This is a genomic window from Cryptosporangium sp. NPDC048952 (assembly GCF_043197895.1).
GTDB lineage: Bacteria > Actinomycetota > Actinomycetes > Mycobacteriales > Cryptosporangiaceae > Cryptosporangium.
In genome coordinates this window covers 1104962-1118755 of the sequence record NZ_JBICTY010000002.1, presented here as the reverse complement: position 1 = coordinate 1118755, position 13794 = coordinate 1104962, and the positions used below count along the sequence as shown (strand labels likewise).

Sequence of the window (13794 nt, the reverse complement as noted above, 5' to 3'; positions counted from 1 at the left end):
GACGAGGAGACCACTGCATCACCCGGCGGCTTGGCGCTCAACGGCGGTAGGCACGCTGTTGTCTTCTCTCGGTGACTCAGCGGTAGAACTGAGCAGTGCGCGCGTGGCCGCGTCGACGATTTCGTCGGCGGACGCGTCGACGGTGCCGTCGAGCCAGGCGGTGACGAGCTCGGCCATGCCGCCGATGAACAGCAGCCCCGCGACGTCGTCCACAGTGGTTCCGAAGAGCCGCTGGGCCTCGACGGCGGACTGGTGGGCGAGGTAGCGCAGCAGCTCGGTGCGGCGCTGGCGCAGCTTCGGCACGGCGACCGACTCGACGATCGCCACCCGGCCCTTGCGCGGGTCGTCGAGCAGCAGGTCCACGAACGCGCGTACGGCGGCGCGCACCCGCTCGGCCGGGCCGCCGGTGGCCGCGTCGGCGGCTTTCCGGCTGGTCGCCTCGATCTCGGCGGCGATGCCGTCCATCACGGCCTCGAGCAGCGCGTCGAGCCCGGTGAAGCTCTCGTAGAAGTACCGCTCGCTCAGGCCGGCCCGGGCGCAGACCGCCGTCATCGTCGTCCGCGTGTCCGGATCGGCCCAGACCGCGAGACCGGCGGCAAGCAGCTTGGCGCGGCGCTCGGCGACCCGGTCGGCCGCGGGAACTCCGCGGTAGACACCTGACCGCACCGCCATGGGTCCGATCTTAGCGAGCTAATTGACAGGGCGCCCTTCCTGAATCACGCTGAGAGGCGTCTGGGAGGTGAGCCAATGACGGCTGTGGACATCCCATCGCTCCGCCGCGACGACCGCGGCCTACCGTTCGTCGGCCGGGTGCTCGACTACGCCAAAGACCCGGTCGGACTGTTCCGCCACCACTACGAGCGCTACGGCCCGGTGGCGCCGTGGTACGCGCTCGGCCGCACGTCGGTCATGCTGCTCGGCCCGGACGCGTGCGGCGAGGCGCTCCAGAACCGCGACAAGGCATTCGCCAACGGCCCGGCCTGGTCGCAGCTGGTCGGTCCGTTCTTCAACCGCGGCCTCATGCTGCTCGACTTCGACGAGCACAAGGGCCACCGGCGGATCATGCAGGAGGCGTTCACCAGGCCACGCCTGGAGAGCTACACCCGCCGCTTACATCCGGCCGTCGAGACCGGTGTGGCCGGCTGGGGCGCCGACCCGGCGTTTCCGTCGTACTGGCGGCTCAAGCAGCTCACGCTCGACATCGCCGCGGACCTGTTCATGGGCGGCGCGCAGGACACCAGCCGCGAGGAGATGGACCAGGTCAACCGGGCGTTCATCGCCTGCGTCCAGGCAGCGGCCGGCATCGTGCGCGCCGACGTGCCGTTCACCCGGTGGGGTCGGGCGTACCGCGGCCGCACGGTGCTGGAGAAGTTCCTGCGCCACTACCTGCCGGCCAAGCGGGCCCAGCAGACCGACGACATCTTCTCGGTGCTGTGCCACATCGAGACCGAGGACGGCGACCGCTTCTCCGACGACGACGTCGTCAACCACATGATCTTTCTGATGATGGCCGCACACGACACGTCAACGGTTACCACGTCGACGATCCTGCAGTACCTCGGGCAGTATCCGTCCTGGCAGGGGCGGTGCCGCGAGGAGGCGCTCGCGCTCGGGCCCGCGCCGTCGATGGCCGAGCTGGAGGGCCTGGTCTCGCTCGACCTGGTGATGAAGGAGGCGCTGCGGCTGCGGGCGCCGGTTCCGGTGCTGGTGCGGTACACGGTCAAGGACACCGTGGTCCAGGGCGTTCGGATACCACGCGGCACGAGTGCCGCCCTGGGTCTGCAGTTCACCCATCTGATGGACGACTACTGGACGAACCCGACGGTGTTCGACCCCGAGCGGTTCGGGCCCTCGCGTCGGGAGGACCGGTCGCACCGGTTCGCGTGGGAGCCGTTCGGCGGGGGAGTACACAAGTGCATCGGCCTGTACTTCGCCGGGTTGGAGGTGAAGGCGATCATGCACCGGCTGCTGCGCGAACACCGCTGGACCGTCGATCCGGCGTACGAACCGCCGTTGGACAACCACTCCCTTCCGTTTCCCAAAGACGGGCTGCCGATCGCGCTAACCTAGCGAGAACACGTTCCAATTTTGTTCTCGGAGGTCGGCGTGGAGGCGGTGCCGGCGGTGGGTGCGCACGAGGTGGACGCGTGGTCGGATGAGGTCGACGTGTTGGTCATCGGCGCGGGGATGGCCGGTGTCAGCGCTGCGATCTCCGCTGCGAGTGCTGGTGCCCGGGTGCTCGTCATCGACCGGGGCGGGCGCCTGACCTGCACCAGCGCGATGTCCGGCGGTCACTTCTACCTCGGCGGCGGCACCGCCGTGCAACAGGCCACCGGCTGGGACGACACGCCCGCCGACATGGCGGCGTACCTGCGCGAGATGTCGCCTCGTTGTGACCCCGAGAAGATCCGGCTCTACGCGTCCGACAGCGTCGAGCATTTCAACTGGCTGGAGTCGCTCGGGTTCGAGTTCGAGCGCTCGTACTACCCGCACAAGGCCGTGGTGCAGCCCGAGACGCAGGGCCTGATGTTCACCGGCAACGAGAAGTGCTGGCCGTTCTCCGAGATCGCCCGGCCGGCTCCCCGCGGCCACAAGCCGCCTTTTCCCGGCGACATGGGCGGCGGCGGCTTCGTCGTCGAATTGGCGTTGAAAAAGCTCGAAGAGCTTGCCGTCGACGTTCGGTACGACACGGGCGCTACGGCGCTGGTCGTGACGGACGGGGCGGTGGTAGGCGCTACCTGGCGGCGGTTCGGTGAGTCGGGGGCGATCCGGGCGAGGAGCGTCGTGCTCGCGGCCGGTGGGTTCGTGCTCAACCCCGAGATGGTCGACGCCTACGCGCCGCAGCTCGGCGCGCTGTTCACCCGCGGCATGGCGCTCGGCAACGCGCACGACGACGGGCTGGGCATCCGCCTCGGCGAGTCGGTGGGTGGCGTGGCCGACCACATGGAGGGCGCGTTCTTCACCTCGCCGTTCTATCCGCCCGAGGGGAACGTGCGCGGGATCGTCGTCAACAAGAGCGGTTGTCGGTTCGTGAACGAGGACGCGTACCACTCGCGGGTCTCGGCGTACGTGTTCGACCAGCCCGACCAGGCTGCGTACCTGATCCTCGACTCGGCCACGCTGGAGCGGCCCAGCTACGGATTCCAGCCACTGATCGACGGGTGGGAAACCGTTCCGGAGATGGAGCGCGGCCTGAACCTTCCGGAAGGTTCGCTGGTCGCGACGCTGGGCGCCTACAACGCGGCGGCTCCGGACGACCCCGAGTTCCACAAGGCTCCGGAGTACGTCGTGCCGCTCGACCAGGGTCCCTGGGGCGCGTACGACCTCACGCCCGGGGCGTGCTTCTACTCGGGGTTCAGCTGCGGGGGGCTGCGCGTGACGCCGGACGGCCAGCTGCTGCAGGCCGACGGCTCGGTGGTCGCCGGTGTGTATGCGGCGGGGGCGTGCGCGTCGAACATCGCCGTGGACGGCCGCGGCTACTCCTCGGGCACCCAGATGGGCGAAGCGTCGTACTTCGGGCGGCGCGCCGGACGCCACGCGGCCCGTGCCCATTCATGAGAACACGTTCTATTCCTGGTCGGTGCTGGACGTCGATCCGTACGACCACCGGTTGCAGGACGCGTCCTCGCCGGGACGGCCGCGGCGCCGGCGAGGTGGGTGTGCCCGCTGCACGGCTGCGCCGAGGATCATCGGGTGGCTGTGTCCACAGTGCCAACCTGAGGTTTCGATCGGCTGTGGACGACGGCGATTTCGTCGTACGGGTGTGCGATCGTCATTGGCATGAGTCAGAGCGAACTGATCGCGGGTCTGGAGCGAATCACGGCCGGGCCCGAGCTGGTGACGGCGCTGGCCGGTATCGGGCCGGTGCGGCGTCGGTTGGTCGATGCCCACGGCACCCGTGAGGTGCTGCCGGACGCGACCGAGCAGGTGCTGGTGGCTCAGGCGCGGCAGCGGTGTCTGTCGTGGATGGAGTCGGAGCTCAATCGGGACCTGCTGCAGATCGCCGGCGAGTGGTCGTGCGCGGAGGACGAGGACTGGGGCCGGGAAGAAGCCGCCACGGCCCTGCGCTGGTCCGGTCAGGCCATGGCTGACCGTTTCACCGTCGCGCGGGCGCTGGCCGGTCGGTGCGTGCTGACCGGCAAAGCGCTGGCGGCGGGGGCGATTCCGTTCCGGCACGCGGTCGAGATCGTGCACCGGCTCGACGCCGTCGAGGACGACGAAACCGCGGCCCTGATCGAGGCCAAGCTGTTGAATCTCGCGGCGACGAAGACCGCGGCGCAACTGGGCAGCCGGGCGCGCAGGGAGATCGCCAAAGCCGACCCGGCCGGCGCGGACCGCCGGCACAAGAAGGCACGCAAGGGCCGCCGGGTGGACTTCACTCCGCTGCCCGACGGCATGGTCGACGTGCGGTTGATCGTGCCCGCTGACCACGGCGCCCGGATGCGCGCCGGGATCGACGTGCTCGCCGGCAAGTCCCGGCAGGCCGGTGACACCCGCACCCTCGACCAGCGTCGCGCCGACGCGTGCGTTGCGGCCGTCGAGCTCGGGGTCCTCACCGCCACCGGCGTCCTTCCCGCACCCGCCGCGGTCGCCGGGATGCCCGGGTTGCGGAGCGCGGCCGGGAGCGAAGAGCCCGACGAGAAGACGCTCGAACTCGTTCGGACCGTGCTGGCCGGTAAGCGGGCGGTGCCACCCCGGATCGCGTTGACCGCGCCGCTCTCGACGGTGCTCGGGGCTAGTGACGCGCCCGGTGAGCTCACCGGGTACGGACCGGTCTGCGCCACGATCGTGCGGGAGGTGGCTGCCGACGGGTACTGGGAGAAGTGGATCACCGATGCCGGTGGGGTGGTCACCGACCTCGGGCGGTCGACGTACCGGCCGTCGGCGGAGCTCGCCCGGCTCGTGCGGGCCACCTACCCGACGTGTGTGTTCCCCGGGTGCTCGATGCCGTCGTATCGCTGCGACCTCGACCACAACGTCCGCCGCGTCGATGGCGGCGAGACCAGCGCCAAGAATCTGGTGCCGCTCTGCCGAAGGCATCATCGTGCCAAGGACGAGGCCGGCTGGCAGGTCGTGCACGACCCGGCGACAGGAGCCTGCCACTGGACCAGCCCCGGCGGCTTCACCTACACCGTCACCCCGCCCGACCAGAGCGATGGCACCGACGCCCTGACAGTCCCCGCCGACTGGACCACACCTCTCGCCCCCGACCCGGTCCCCGCGGGAGCGCCGGCACCCACCGAGGCCGACGACCCGCCGCCCTTCTGAGCGCCGCGAGCCACCACCCCACCGGGCCTCCACCCGCACCACGGAGGCCCGGCAGGGCCACGTGTTCCGCGCGGCGACCCCCGGCGCTACAGCGTCCAGTGGTAGCGGCTGGTTGGGATCAGGTCCAAGCCCTGGTCGGCGCCGAATTCGGCGCAGCTGGTCAGTAGCTCCTTGGTGTGGCGGCGGAGTTCCGCCTCGTCGCCCCGGCTGCCGTAGAACACGTGCGGATCGGTCATCGCGTCCATCGGGAAGTGCTCCTCCACGATCGCCGCGACCGGCGGCGACGACGGCGTCAGCACCTCCTCGACGACGTTCTGCACGTAACACACAGTGCCCTGCGTCCGAATCGCGATCGGCGTGTGATGCACCAGCCAGTACTCGAGGTACTGCTCCCGCGTCATCCCGGCCGGCCGCCGCAACAGCGCCACCTGCGCGAGCACCTCCGCGCGCTCCCCGTCCGGCACCGGCGCCGGATCGAGCCGCACCCGCTCACTCACCAGATACGCGTGCGGCGCGGCCTCGCACGAAGACTCACCCACCGCGGCAACCGCCTCCGCCGGATCCCGGGCGGTCCACACACTGACCAGTGCGGTGATCCGCTCGCCGGGCCCGAACCTCAGCGCAGGCGCGACGTGATCGTCGTCGACATTGATCTGAACAGCACCCGCCCCGACGGCTGCGAGCGAGTCCCGGAACGAACGCGCCGACAGGCGCGCACCGAGCTCCGCACCGTGCAACGCGACAATGACCTTCCGCACGCCGCGAACCTAGCACCGAACTAGAACACGTTCCAGCGCGCCGCCGTTGACTTCGAGCGCGCTCTAACCCGTAGCGTCGTCCCCATGATGGAACTCGGACTGCACATCGCTGACTTCACGTGGGACGGCGGACCCGCACAGCTCCGCCGGGCGCTCGCCGACCACGTGCGGGAGGCCGAGGCTGCGGGCGTCACCCGGATCACGGTCATGGACCACTTCTGGCAGATCCAGGGCGTGGGCCCCGCGGAACACGAGATGCTCGAGGCCTACACCACGCTCGGCTTCCTCGCCGCGCACACCGAGAAGGCGCGGCTGTCGACGCTGGTCACCGGCGTCATCTACCGCGAGCCCGCGCTCCTGGCCAAGCAGATCTCGACGCTGGACGTACTCACCGGTGGTCGCGCCGGCCTCGGCATCGGCGCCGCGTGGAACGAGGACGAGTCGCGGGGGCTCGGGTTCGACTTCCCCTCGGTCACCGAGCGGTTCGAGCGGCTCGAGGAGGCGCTGCAGATCTGCCTGCAGATGTGGTCGGACTCCGAGGAGCCGTTCGAGGGCAAGTATTACCAGCTCGGACGCACGCTCAACTCCCCGCAGAACCTGCAGTCGCGCCCGCCCATCATGATCGGCGGCGGTGGCGAGAAGAAGACGCTGCGGCTGGTCGCGCAGTACGCCGACCAGTGCAACATCGCCGGGGCCCCCGACACCGTGAAGCACAAGCTCGAGGTGCTGCGCCGGCACTGCGACGACGTCGGCCGCGACTACGACACGATCGAGAAGACCACGATCTTCAACATCGACCCGAGCAGCACCGCCGACGACATCGTCCGGAACGCGAGCACGATGCGCGACCTCGGTTTCACGGCCGCGTACGTCTACGCCCACGACGTCACCGACCGGAAGTCGATCATCGACCTCTTCGCCGCGGCGGTACCCAAGCTGAGCTAACGCGAGTGGTGCGCGGCCCGATGGCGGCGGAGGACGTCGTCGCCGAAATCGCCTTCCGGGTCGCGCCACACCGTGTGGACGTGGTTGGCGTCGCGCTGGGTGTTGTCGTACTCGGCGAGCAGCCGCGGACCCTGCAGGCGGTAGTAGTGCGGTTCGCCGCGCTCGACGCCGCCGGCCCATGCGAAGTGCACGTCGTGCAGACGGTCGCCGGCGAATTTCGCCCCCTCGCGGTCAGCCAGATCCGCGGGAATGCGGTCCAGGAACACGCCGAGCACAGCACGCAACTGGTCCTGTTGCGACGCCGTCAATGCCGCGGCCGGCAGCCCCTTGGGGAACGCGGTGAGGCTGAGCGGGTCGGCGCCGGAGAAGCGCACGCGCGGCTGGTTGCGGCTGACGACATCGTCCGGAGCGACGGTCGTCAGCACCGCCCCCGCCAGCTGCGCAGGATCCAGCGACCGCACCAGGTCGCGCGCGAGATCCTCGGCGGCCCCCAGCGGCCGGAGCAGGTGCCCGCCGAGCAGCGGCGTCTCCGCCGGATCGGCGCCGAGGAAACACGGTGAGCTCGCCGCGACCTCGCCGTCCACCACCAGGTGGTGAACGGACACGTGGTGCCCACCGAAGCGCCACGCCCACGGCCCGTCCGCGCTCGGGTCGCCGAACACGCGCACCCAGTACAACTGCGGGTCACGCCGGCGCCGCGCACCCCGCGTGACCTGCCAGCCCTCGACCTGGTCGAGTACGTTCTCCAGGCTCATGATCGTCGACGCGGTCACGTACCCGGCCTCGGACAGACCGCTCGCGAGCAACCGCATCGCCAGGCTCTGCTGCGCCGCGGTCATCCGGCCCAGCGGGAGCCCGCCGTGGTCCACTGGCGTGTAGAACCAGCGGTGCCGCTCTTCCTCGGACGGCCACGGCAGCACAGCTGAAGCGCGCTGCGTGTCGTCGAGCGAATCCAGCCAGTCCCTTGCTGCGGTCACCATGCGTTGCACGATCACCTATTGTCCGCGCGCCCCACCGGCCAATCCAGGTCGTGCACCGGAGCGAGGATGTCCTGCACGGCGCGCAGCAGCTCGTGGTCCACCGGCTCCGTGGCCCAGCGTACGGTCCGCCGCACCGCCTCCGGATCGGACGCACCGACGATCGTGTACGCCACACCGGGCAGAGCCACTGCGAACTTCAAACCCAGTTCGACGATGTTCGCGCCCTGTTCCCGGCAGTAGGCAGCGGCCTCGGCACACGCGGACCGGATCGCGGGTGGCGCGGGGTGCCAATCGGGAGGTCCGGCATCCGTGAGCAGCCCCATGCTGAGCGGTGACGCGTTCAGCACTCCGATGCCGCGGTCGGCGAAGAACGGCAGGTGCTCGCTGAGCGTCGAATTCTGCAGTGTGTAGTGACAGTAGGAGAGGACCGTGTCGACGGGTACGCGCCCGGCGACCGACACCAGCGCGGGCAGGGGGAAGCCGGTGATGCCGACCGATCCCACGAGGCCTTTGTCCTGCAGGCCGCGGAGGGCGGGGACGGTTTCCTCGACGATCTGGTCGAGGTCGCCGAACTCGATGTCGTGGCATTGAACGAGGTCGATGTGGTCGGTGCGCAGGCGTTTCAAGCTTTCTTCGACGCTGCGGACGACCCGCGCGGCGCTGAAGTCGAACTCGGCGACGTCGTAGCGGCCGACCTTGGTGGCCAACCGGTACGTGTCGCGGGGGACTCCGCGCAGTGCCTCGCCGAGAACCGACTCGGAGGCGGTGCGGCCGTAGTAGGGGGAGGTGTCGATGACCGTGATGCCCTCGTCGAGGGCTGCTCGGACCGTGGCGTGGGCGGTGGACGAGTCGATCGAGCCGTACTCGCCGCCGAGCGCGGCCCCGCCGAGGGCCAGGGTGCTCATTCCTGGGCCCTGCCGCTCGTGATGCGGGAGATGATCAGCGCGCAGAGGATGATCGCGCCGTTGAGCGCGGCGATCCACTGGGCCGGTACGCCCGCGAGCGTCAGGACGTTCTGGATGACGTAGAGCAGCAGGATGCCGGTGAACGCACCGAACACCGTGCCCTTGCCGCCGTTGAGGCTGACCCCGCCGATCACCGCGGCCGCGAAGACCGTGAAGATCGCGCCGTTGCCCTGGGCAGCGGCCACCGAGGCGAGTCGGCCCGACAGCATGAGGCCGCCCAGCGCGGCGAGCACGCTGGCCACGACGAGCACGATCCAGAGCACGCGGTCGGTGCGGATGCCGGCGGCGCGGGCGGCGTTGGGGTTGCCGCCGATCGCGTACAGGGACCGTCCGACGCGGGTGTAGCCGAGGGCCGCGATGCCGATCGCGAACAGCGCGAAGCAGACGTAGACGCTCACCGGCACGCCCAGCCACACCGTGGAGCCGAGGTACATCATCGACGGCGGGAGGCCGAAGAAGGTCTGGCCACCGGAGATGCCGGTGAGAAGGCCCCGGAGCACGATCAGCATGCCGAGCGTGACGACGAAGCCGTGCAGGCGGAAGCGGACGATCAGCAGTCCGTTGATCAGACCGATCACCGCGCCGGCGGCGAGGGTGATCGGGACGCCGGCCCAGTCGGGTACCGCGCCCAGACCGTGGGTGACGCCGGGCTCGACGACGAGCCAGGCCGCCAGACCCGGGGCGAGGCCGAACGTCGACTCGAGCGAGAGGTCCATCTTGCCGGCGATGAGAACGAGGGTCTGGGCCAGGACGAGCAGGCCGATCTCGGCCATCGTCTGGAGGATGTTGACCAGGTTCGTCGAGCTCAGGAACACCGGGTTCACGAAGTACCCGACGATCGCGATCACGATGATCGCCGGCACGAGCGCGAGATCGCGCAACCGCGCGATCTGCAGCCGGCGCGAGGCCCCGCTGCTCGCGCCGGCCGCGCTGGCGTCCGTCGGCTCGGCCGCGGGTGCCTCGGTCGCGGATGCGTCGATCGCGGATGCGGGGGTGTCACTCGTCATCGAGACCGCGTCCTTGGTCATCGGAGATCAGACCTTCCATTGCGGCGACCAGGTCGTGGTCGCTCCAGTCGCTGCCGAATTCGGCCACTTGGCGGCCCTGGAACAGCACGAGCACGCGGTCGCAGGTGCGCAGGTCGTCGAGCTCGTCGGACGCGACGAGGACGCCGGTGCCGCCCTCGCGGACCCGGTCGACGACGCCGAGCAGCGTCTCCTTGGAGCGCACGTCGACGCCCGCCGTGGGCTGGATGAGCACCAGCAGTTTCGGGTCGTTGGCCAGCGCCCGGCCCATCACGACCTTCTGCTGGTTCCCGCCGGACAGCGCCGACACCGGCAGGTCGGGGCCGGGCGTCTTCACCGCGAGGTCGTCGATGAGCGTGTTCGCCAGGCGGTGGCGCTGTCGGCGGGAGATCGTGCCGAACCGGCCGAGACGGCGCGGGATCGTCATCGTGAGGTTCTCGGCGATCGAGAGGTCGGCGACGAAGCCCTCCGCGTGCCGGTCCTGCGGCACGAGGCCCACACCGGCGGCGAGCGACGCCGGCACGCTGCCGGGCTTGAGCGGCGCGCCCGCCACCTCGATCGTGCCGGACTCGGGGCGCCGGAGACCCACCACGGTCTCGGCGATCTCGCGCTTACCGCTACCGCCGCCTCCGGCCAGCCCGACGACCTCACCGGCGCGGACCTCGAACGACACCCCGCCGATGTCCCGGACCTTCAGGACGACCTCGGTGTCCGCCGGCACCGGCGGCCTGGCGGGACGCTCGATGAGCGTGGTCGCGTCGCCGGTCATCGCCGCGATCAGGTCGGACGGGGGCACCTCCGAGACCCTCGCGGTAACGATGTGCCTGGCGTCGCGGAACACTGTCACCTCGTCGCAGACGCGATAGATCTCCTCGAGGTGGTGGCTGATGAACAGGAACGTGATCCCGCGTTCCTGCAGGCCGCGCATCCGGTCGAACAGCCGGTTGATCGCCGGTCCGTCCAGCTGCGCGGTCGGCTCGTCGAGGATGATGAACCGCGCGTCGTACGAGAGCGCCCGCGCGATCTCGACCAGCTGACGCTGCTCGACCGTCAGGTCGCCGGCCGGCCGGGTGACGTCGACCTCCACGTCCCAGGTGGCCAACAGCTCCGCGGCGTTCCGCCGCAGCTCACCCCAGCGGATCACCCGGCCGGGCTGCCGGTTGAGGTACAGATTTTCCGCGACGGTCAGCGTCGGGATGATCGTCGACTTCTGATAGACGCAGGCCACTCTCTGCCGCCACGCGTTCCGGTCGGCCAGGGGCGGCGCGGGGGAGCCGGCGAAGGCGACCGTCCCCGAGTCCGGCGCCTGGAGCCCGGTCAGGATGCTGACCAGCGTCGATTTGCCGGCGCCGTTGCGTCCCACGAGGGCGTGCGTCGCACCGGCGTTCACCACCAGGCCCGCGTCACGAAGCGCCACGGTGGTGCCGTAGCGCTTCGTGACGCCGGCCGCCTCGACGAGGGAACTAGCTGACACTGTTGCCCCAGAGCGTCTTGTCGTCGAACTTCAGCGTCTTCTCAGCCCCGATCGTGGCGCCGTCACGCGTCACCAGGGGAGCGGCCAGCTGGTCCTCGAGCACACCGTCGCGGACCTTGATGATCGTGCTGCCGTGGTCCGTGGGGCCGGGCTCGAACGTCTTGCCGGCGATCGCCTCCTGCACGTAGTACAGGCCGTACTTCGCGTACAGGTCCGCGGGCTGCGAGACCGTGGCGTCGATCTGACCGGCTTCGATGTCCTTGAGTTCTTCCGGAATGCCGTCATTCGAGACGATGAACACGTGCTTCGGGTCTTCCGGCGCTGTGAGGAGGCCGCGTTGCTTCAGAACCTGCAGCGTTCCGGAGAGGGCGAAGCTGGCCTGCATGTAGACGCCCTTGATATCGGGGTGTGCGGCCAGCCGGGTCTGGAGCTGGTTCGCGGCGGTGGCACCGTCCCACTTCGACGGTTCGGCGAACACCGTGATGCCGGGGAAGTTCTTCTTCATGCACTCGTCGAACGCCTCGGTGCGGTCGCGGCCGTTGATCGAGGCCACGTCACCCATCAACTCGACGACCTTGCCCTTGCCCTTGAGCTTCGCCCCGAGGAACTGGCAGGCCTTCTCGCCGTACGCCCGGTTGTCGGCGCGGACGACCATGAACACGTTGCCGGTGTCGGGCCGGGTGTCGATCGTGACGACCGGGATCTTCTTGGACTCCAGCTGCTGCAGCGTGGGAGCCACGGCCGCGGTGTCCTGCGGGGCCATCACGATGCCCTTGGCGCCCTGGCTGAGTAGCGTCTGGACGTTCGCGGTGAGCTTCGCGACGTCGTTCTCGGAGTTGGTCGTCTTGAGGTTCTTGATGCCGAGCTTCTCCGCCTCCTGCGGGCTGTACCGCACGTAGGCGTTCCAGAAGTCGGTGTCGGAGCGGGGATAGTCCGACCCGATGACGGGGTCGGCGCTCGTTCCTCCGCTCGACGAGTTACAGGCGGCGAGTACGGTCGCGGCGGCGACGACGGCTAAGACACGAAGCATTCGCACGGGTGACTCCTTCGTCGGGTGCGATCAGGTCCAGGCGGGGCCATCGGGGTAGCTGAACTCGGTGAGCGAGGTGGCGTGCATGCGTGCGCCGGCGCCGGGAGTCGTCGGGGCGACGTAGCGCCCGCCGCGGATCTCGACCGGATCGACGAAGTGTTCGTGCAGGTGGTCGACGTACTCGATCATTCGGTCGTCGTGAGTGCCGCTGACCGCCACGAAGTCGAACATCGCGAGGTGCTGCACCATCTCGCACAGGCCCACACCCCCGGCGTGCGGGCAGACCGGCACGCCGAACTTCGCGGCCAGCAGGAGGATCGCGACGTTGTCGTTGATTCCGCCCACGCGGGTGGCGTCGATCTGCACGACGTCGATGGCGTTGGCTTGAAGTAGTTGCTTGAAAAGCACGGGGTTGGCGCCGTGCTCGCCGGTGGCCACCCGGATCGGGTGGACGGCTTCGCGGATGCGGGCGTGGCCCAGGACGTCGTCGGGGAACGTGGGCTCTTCGATCCAATAGGGACGATAGGGCGCGAGGTCGGCCATCCACTCGATCGCCTCGCCGACGCCCCAGACCTGGTTGGCGTCGACGGCGATCGGCAGGTCGGGACCGACCGCTTCGCGGGCGATGCGCAGGCGGCGCAGGTCGGCCTCGCGGTCGCCGCCGACCTTTAGCTTGATCATGCCGAAGCCGTCGGCGACGGCCTCCTTCGAGAGGCGGGCCAGCTTCTCGTCGTCGTAGCCGAGCCAGCCGGGGGTGGTGGTGTAGGCGGGATAGCCCGTGCTGATCAGCTGCGCCTCGCGGTCGCTTCTGCCTTCTTTCCGGACGATTTCCAGCGCCTCGTCTTCGGTCAGCGCATCGCGCAAATAGCGGAAGTCGACGAGGCCGACGATCTCCTCGGGGGAGAGGCGGGCGAGCAACTGCCAGAGGGGCAGGTTCTCGCGGCGGGCCCGCAGGTCCCACGCGGCGTTGACGAGCGCGCCCGCGGCCATCGAGACGACGCCCTTGTCGGGCCCCAGCCAGCGCAGTTGGCTGTCACCGGAGAGCCGGCGGGAGAACGCTCCGAGGTCTGCCAGGACGTCGTCCACCGGGAGCCCGACCACCAGCGACGCGTAGGCCCGGATCGCGGCGACCTGGACGTCGTTGCCCTTCCCGATCGTGAAGACGAGCGAGTGGCCTTCGTCCCCGTCGCTGGTCCGCACGCTCACGTACGCGGCCGAGTAGTCGGGGACCGGGTTCATCGCGTCGGAGCCGTCGAGAAAGCGGGAGGTGGGGAAGCGCACGTCGCGCGCCTCCACCTCGGTGAACGTGGCTGACACGGGCAATCCTCCGAGCGATTTACTGAATTCCG

At 69.7% G+C, this 13794-nt stretch carries 12 protein-coding genes; 4 read left to right on the top strand and 8 right to left on the bottom strand.

From position 1 onward, the window contains the following. Nucleotides 1–18 precede the first annotated feature (18 nt). Entirely contained in the window at nt 19–672 is a 654-nt protein-coding gene (locus ACGFY5_RS13505) for a TetR/AcrR family transcriptional regulator (RefSeq protein WP_392719886.1), read from the bottom strand. Between the two features lie 75 nt (nt 673–747). On the opposite strand from ACGFY5_RS13505, the gene ACGFY5_RS13500 reads away from it, so the two are divergent. The 3 genes from ACGFY5_RS13500 (at nt 748) to ACGFY5_RS13490 (ending at nt 5268) form a co-directional block, all read left to right on the top strand. Next, entirely contained in the window at nt 748–2070 is a 1323-nt protein-coding gene (locus ACGFY5_RS13500) for a cytochrome P450 (protein WP_392719885.1), read from the top strand. A gap of 36 nt (nt 2071–2106) precedes the next feature. Continuing rightward, complete coding sequence (locus tag ACGFY5_RS13495) at nt 2107–3558, top strand: FAD-binding protein (RefSeq protein ID WP_392719884.1); 1452 nt, start codon at nt 2107–2109, stop codon at nt 3556–3558. A 222-nt stretch (nt 3559–3780) separates the two neighbouring features. Continuing rightward, nucleotides 3781–5268, top strand: coding sequence for a DUF222 domain-containing protein (locus ACGFY5_RS13490; protein WP_392719883.1), 1488 nt, complete (start codon nt 3781–3783; stop codon nt 5266–5268). An 86-nt stretch (nt 5269–5354) separates the two neighbouring features. Here ACGFY5_RS13490 and ACGFY5_RS13485 read toward each other — a convergent pair whose 3' ends face one another. Next, a complete protein-coding gene (locus tag ACGFY5_RS13485) occupies nt 5355–6026 on the bottom strand; it encodes a hypothetical protein (RefSeq protein ID WP_392719882.1) in 672 nt (223 codons plus the stop codon). A gap of 87 nt (nt 6027–6113) precedes the next feature. Between ACGFY5_RS13485 and ACGFY5_RS13480 the strand changes: the two genes are divergently transcribed. Continuing rightward, nucleotides 6114–6971 carry an LLM class F420-dependent oxidoreductase gene (locus tag ACGFY5_RS13480; RefSeq protein WP_392720503.1) on the top strand — a complete coding sequence of 286 codons (858 nt, stop codon included), beginning with the start codon at nt 6114–6116 and terminating at the stop codon, nt 6969–6971. On the opposite strand, the gene ACGFY5_RS13475 is transcribed toward ACGFY5_RS13480, so the two are convergent. From ACGFY5_RS13475 to ACGFY5_RS13450, 6 genes are read right to left on the bottom strand one after another with little or no spacing between them, the layout of a single operon-like run. Then, nucleotides 6968–7951: a DUF3500 domain-containing protein gene (locus tag ACGFY5_RS13475; protein ID WP_392719881.1), complete on the bottom strand. Its 984-nt coding sequence runs from the start codon at nt 7949–7951 to the stop codon at nt 6968–6970. The genes ACGFY5_RS13480 and ACGFY5_RS13475 overlap by 4 nt on opposite strands. Nucleotides 7952–7962: 11 nt before the next feature. Continuing rightward, nucleotides 7963–8856, bottom strand: a complete 894-nt coding sequence (locus ACGFY5_RS13470; protein ID WP_392719880.1) for an aldo/keto reductase — start codon at nt 8854–8856, stop codon at nt 7963–7965. Beyond that, nucleotides 8853–9923: an ABC transporter permease gene (locus ACGFY5_RS13465; protein ID WP_392720502.1), complete on the bottom strand. Its 1071-nt coding sequence runs from the start codon at nt 9921–9923 to the stop codon at nt 8853–8855. The genes ACGFY5_RS13470 and ACGFY5_RS13465 overlap by 4 nt, the downstream gene beginning before the upstream one ends. Further along, nucleotides 9913–11415, bottom strand: coding sequence for a sugar ABC transporter ATP-binding protein (locus tag ACGFY5_RS13460; protein WP_392719879.1), 1503 nt, complete (start codon nt 11413–11415; stop codon nt 9913–9915). The genes ACGFY5_RS13465 and ACGFY5_RS13460 overlap by 11 nt, the downstream gene beginning before the upstream one ends. Next, nucleotides 11405–12445, bottom strand: a complete 1041-nt coding sequence (locus ACGFY5_RS13455; RefSeq protein WP_392720500.1) for a sugar ABC transporter substrate-binding protein — start codon at nt 12443–12445, stop codon at nt 11405–11407. The genes ACGFY5_RS13460 and ACGFY5_RS13455 overlap by 11 nt, the downstream gene beginning before the upstream one ends. Nucleotides 12446–12475: 30 nt before the next feature. Next, on the bottom strand, nt 12476–13768 hold the full coding sequence (locus ACGFY5_RS13450) for an enolase C-terminal domain-like protein (protein ID WP_392719878.1): 1293 nt from the start codon (nt 13766–13768) through the stop codon (nt 12476–12478). Between the last annotated feature and the right edge of the window lie 26 nt (nt 13769–13794).

Bases quoted from the DNA above. Each gene is read 5' to 3' on its own strand.
- ACGFY5_RS13465 (WP_392720502.1), bottom strand. From the start codon at position 9,923: ATGACGAGTGACACCCCCGCATCCGCGATCGACGCATCCGCGACCGAG.
- ACGFY5_RS13455 (WP_392720500.1), bottom strand. From the start codon at position 12,445: ATGCTTCGTGTCTTAGCCGTCGTCGCCGCCGCGACCGTACTCGCCGCC.
- ACGFY5_RS13475 (WP_392719881.1), bottom strand. From the start codon at position 7,951: ATGGTGACCGCAGCAAGGGACTGGCTGGATTCGCTCGACGACACGCAG.
- ACGFY5_RS13470 (WP_392719880.1), bottom strand. From the start codon at position 8,856: ATGAGCACCCTGGCCCTCGGCGGGGCCGCGCTCGGCGGCGAGTACGGC.
- ACGFY5_RS13480 (WP_392720503.1), top strand. From the start codon at position 6,114: ATGGAACTCGGACTGCACATCGCTGACTTCACGTGGGACGGCGGACCC.
- ACGFY5_RS13490 (WP_392719883.1), top strand. From the start codon at position 3,781: ATGAGTCAGAGCGAACTGATCGCGGGTCTGGAGCGAATCACGGCCGGG.
- ACGFY5_RS13500 (WP_392719885.1), top strand. From the start codon at position 748: ATGACGGCTGTGGACATCCCATCGCTCCGCCGCGACGACCGCGGCCTA.
- ACGFY5_RS13505 (WP_392719886.1), bottom strand. From the start codon at position 672: ATGGCGGTGCGGTCAGGTGTCTACCGCGGAGTTCCCGCGGCCGACCGG.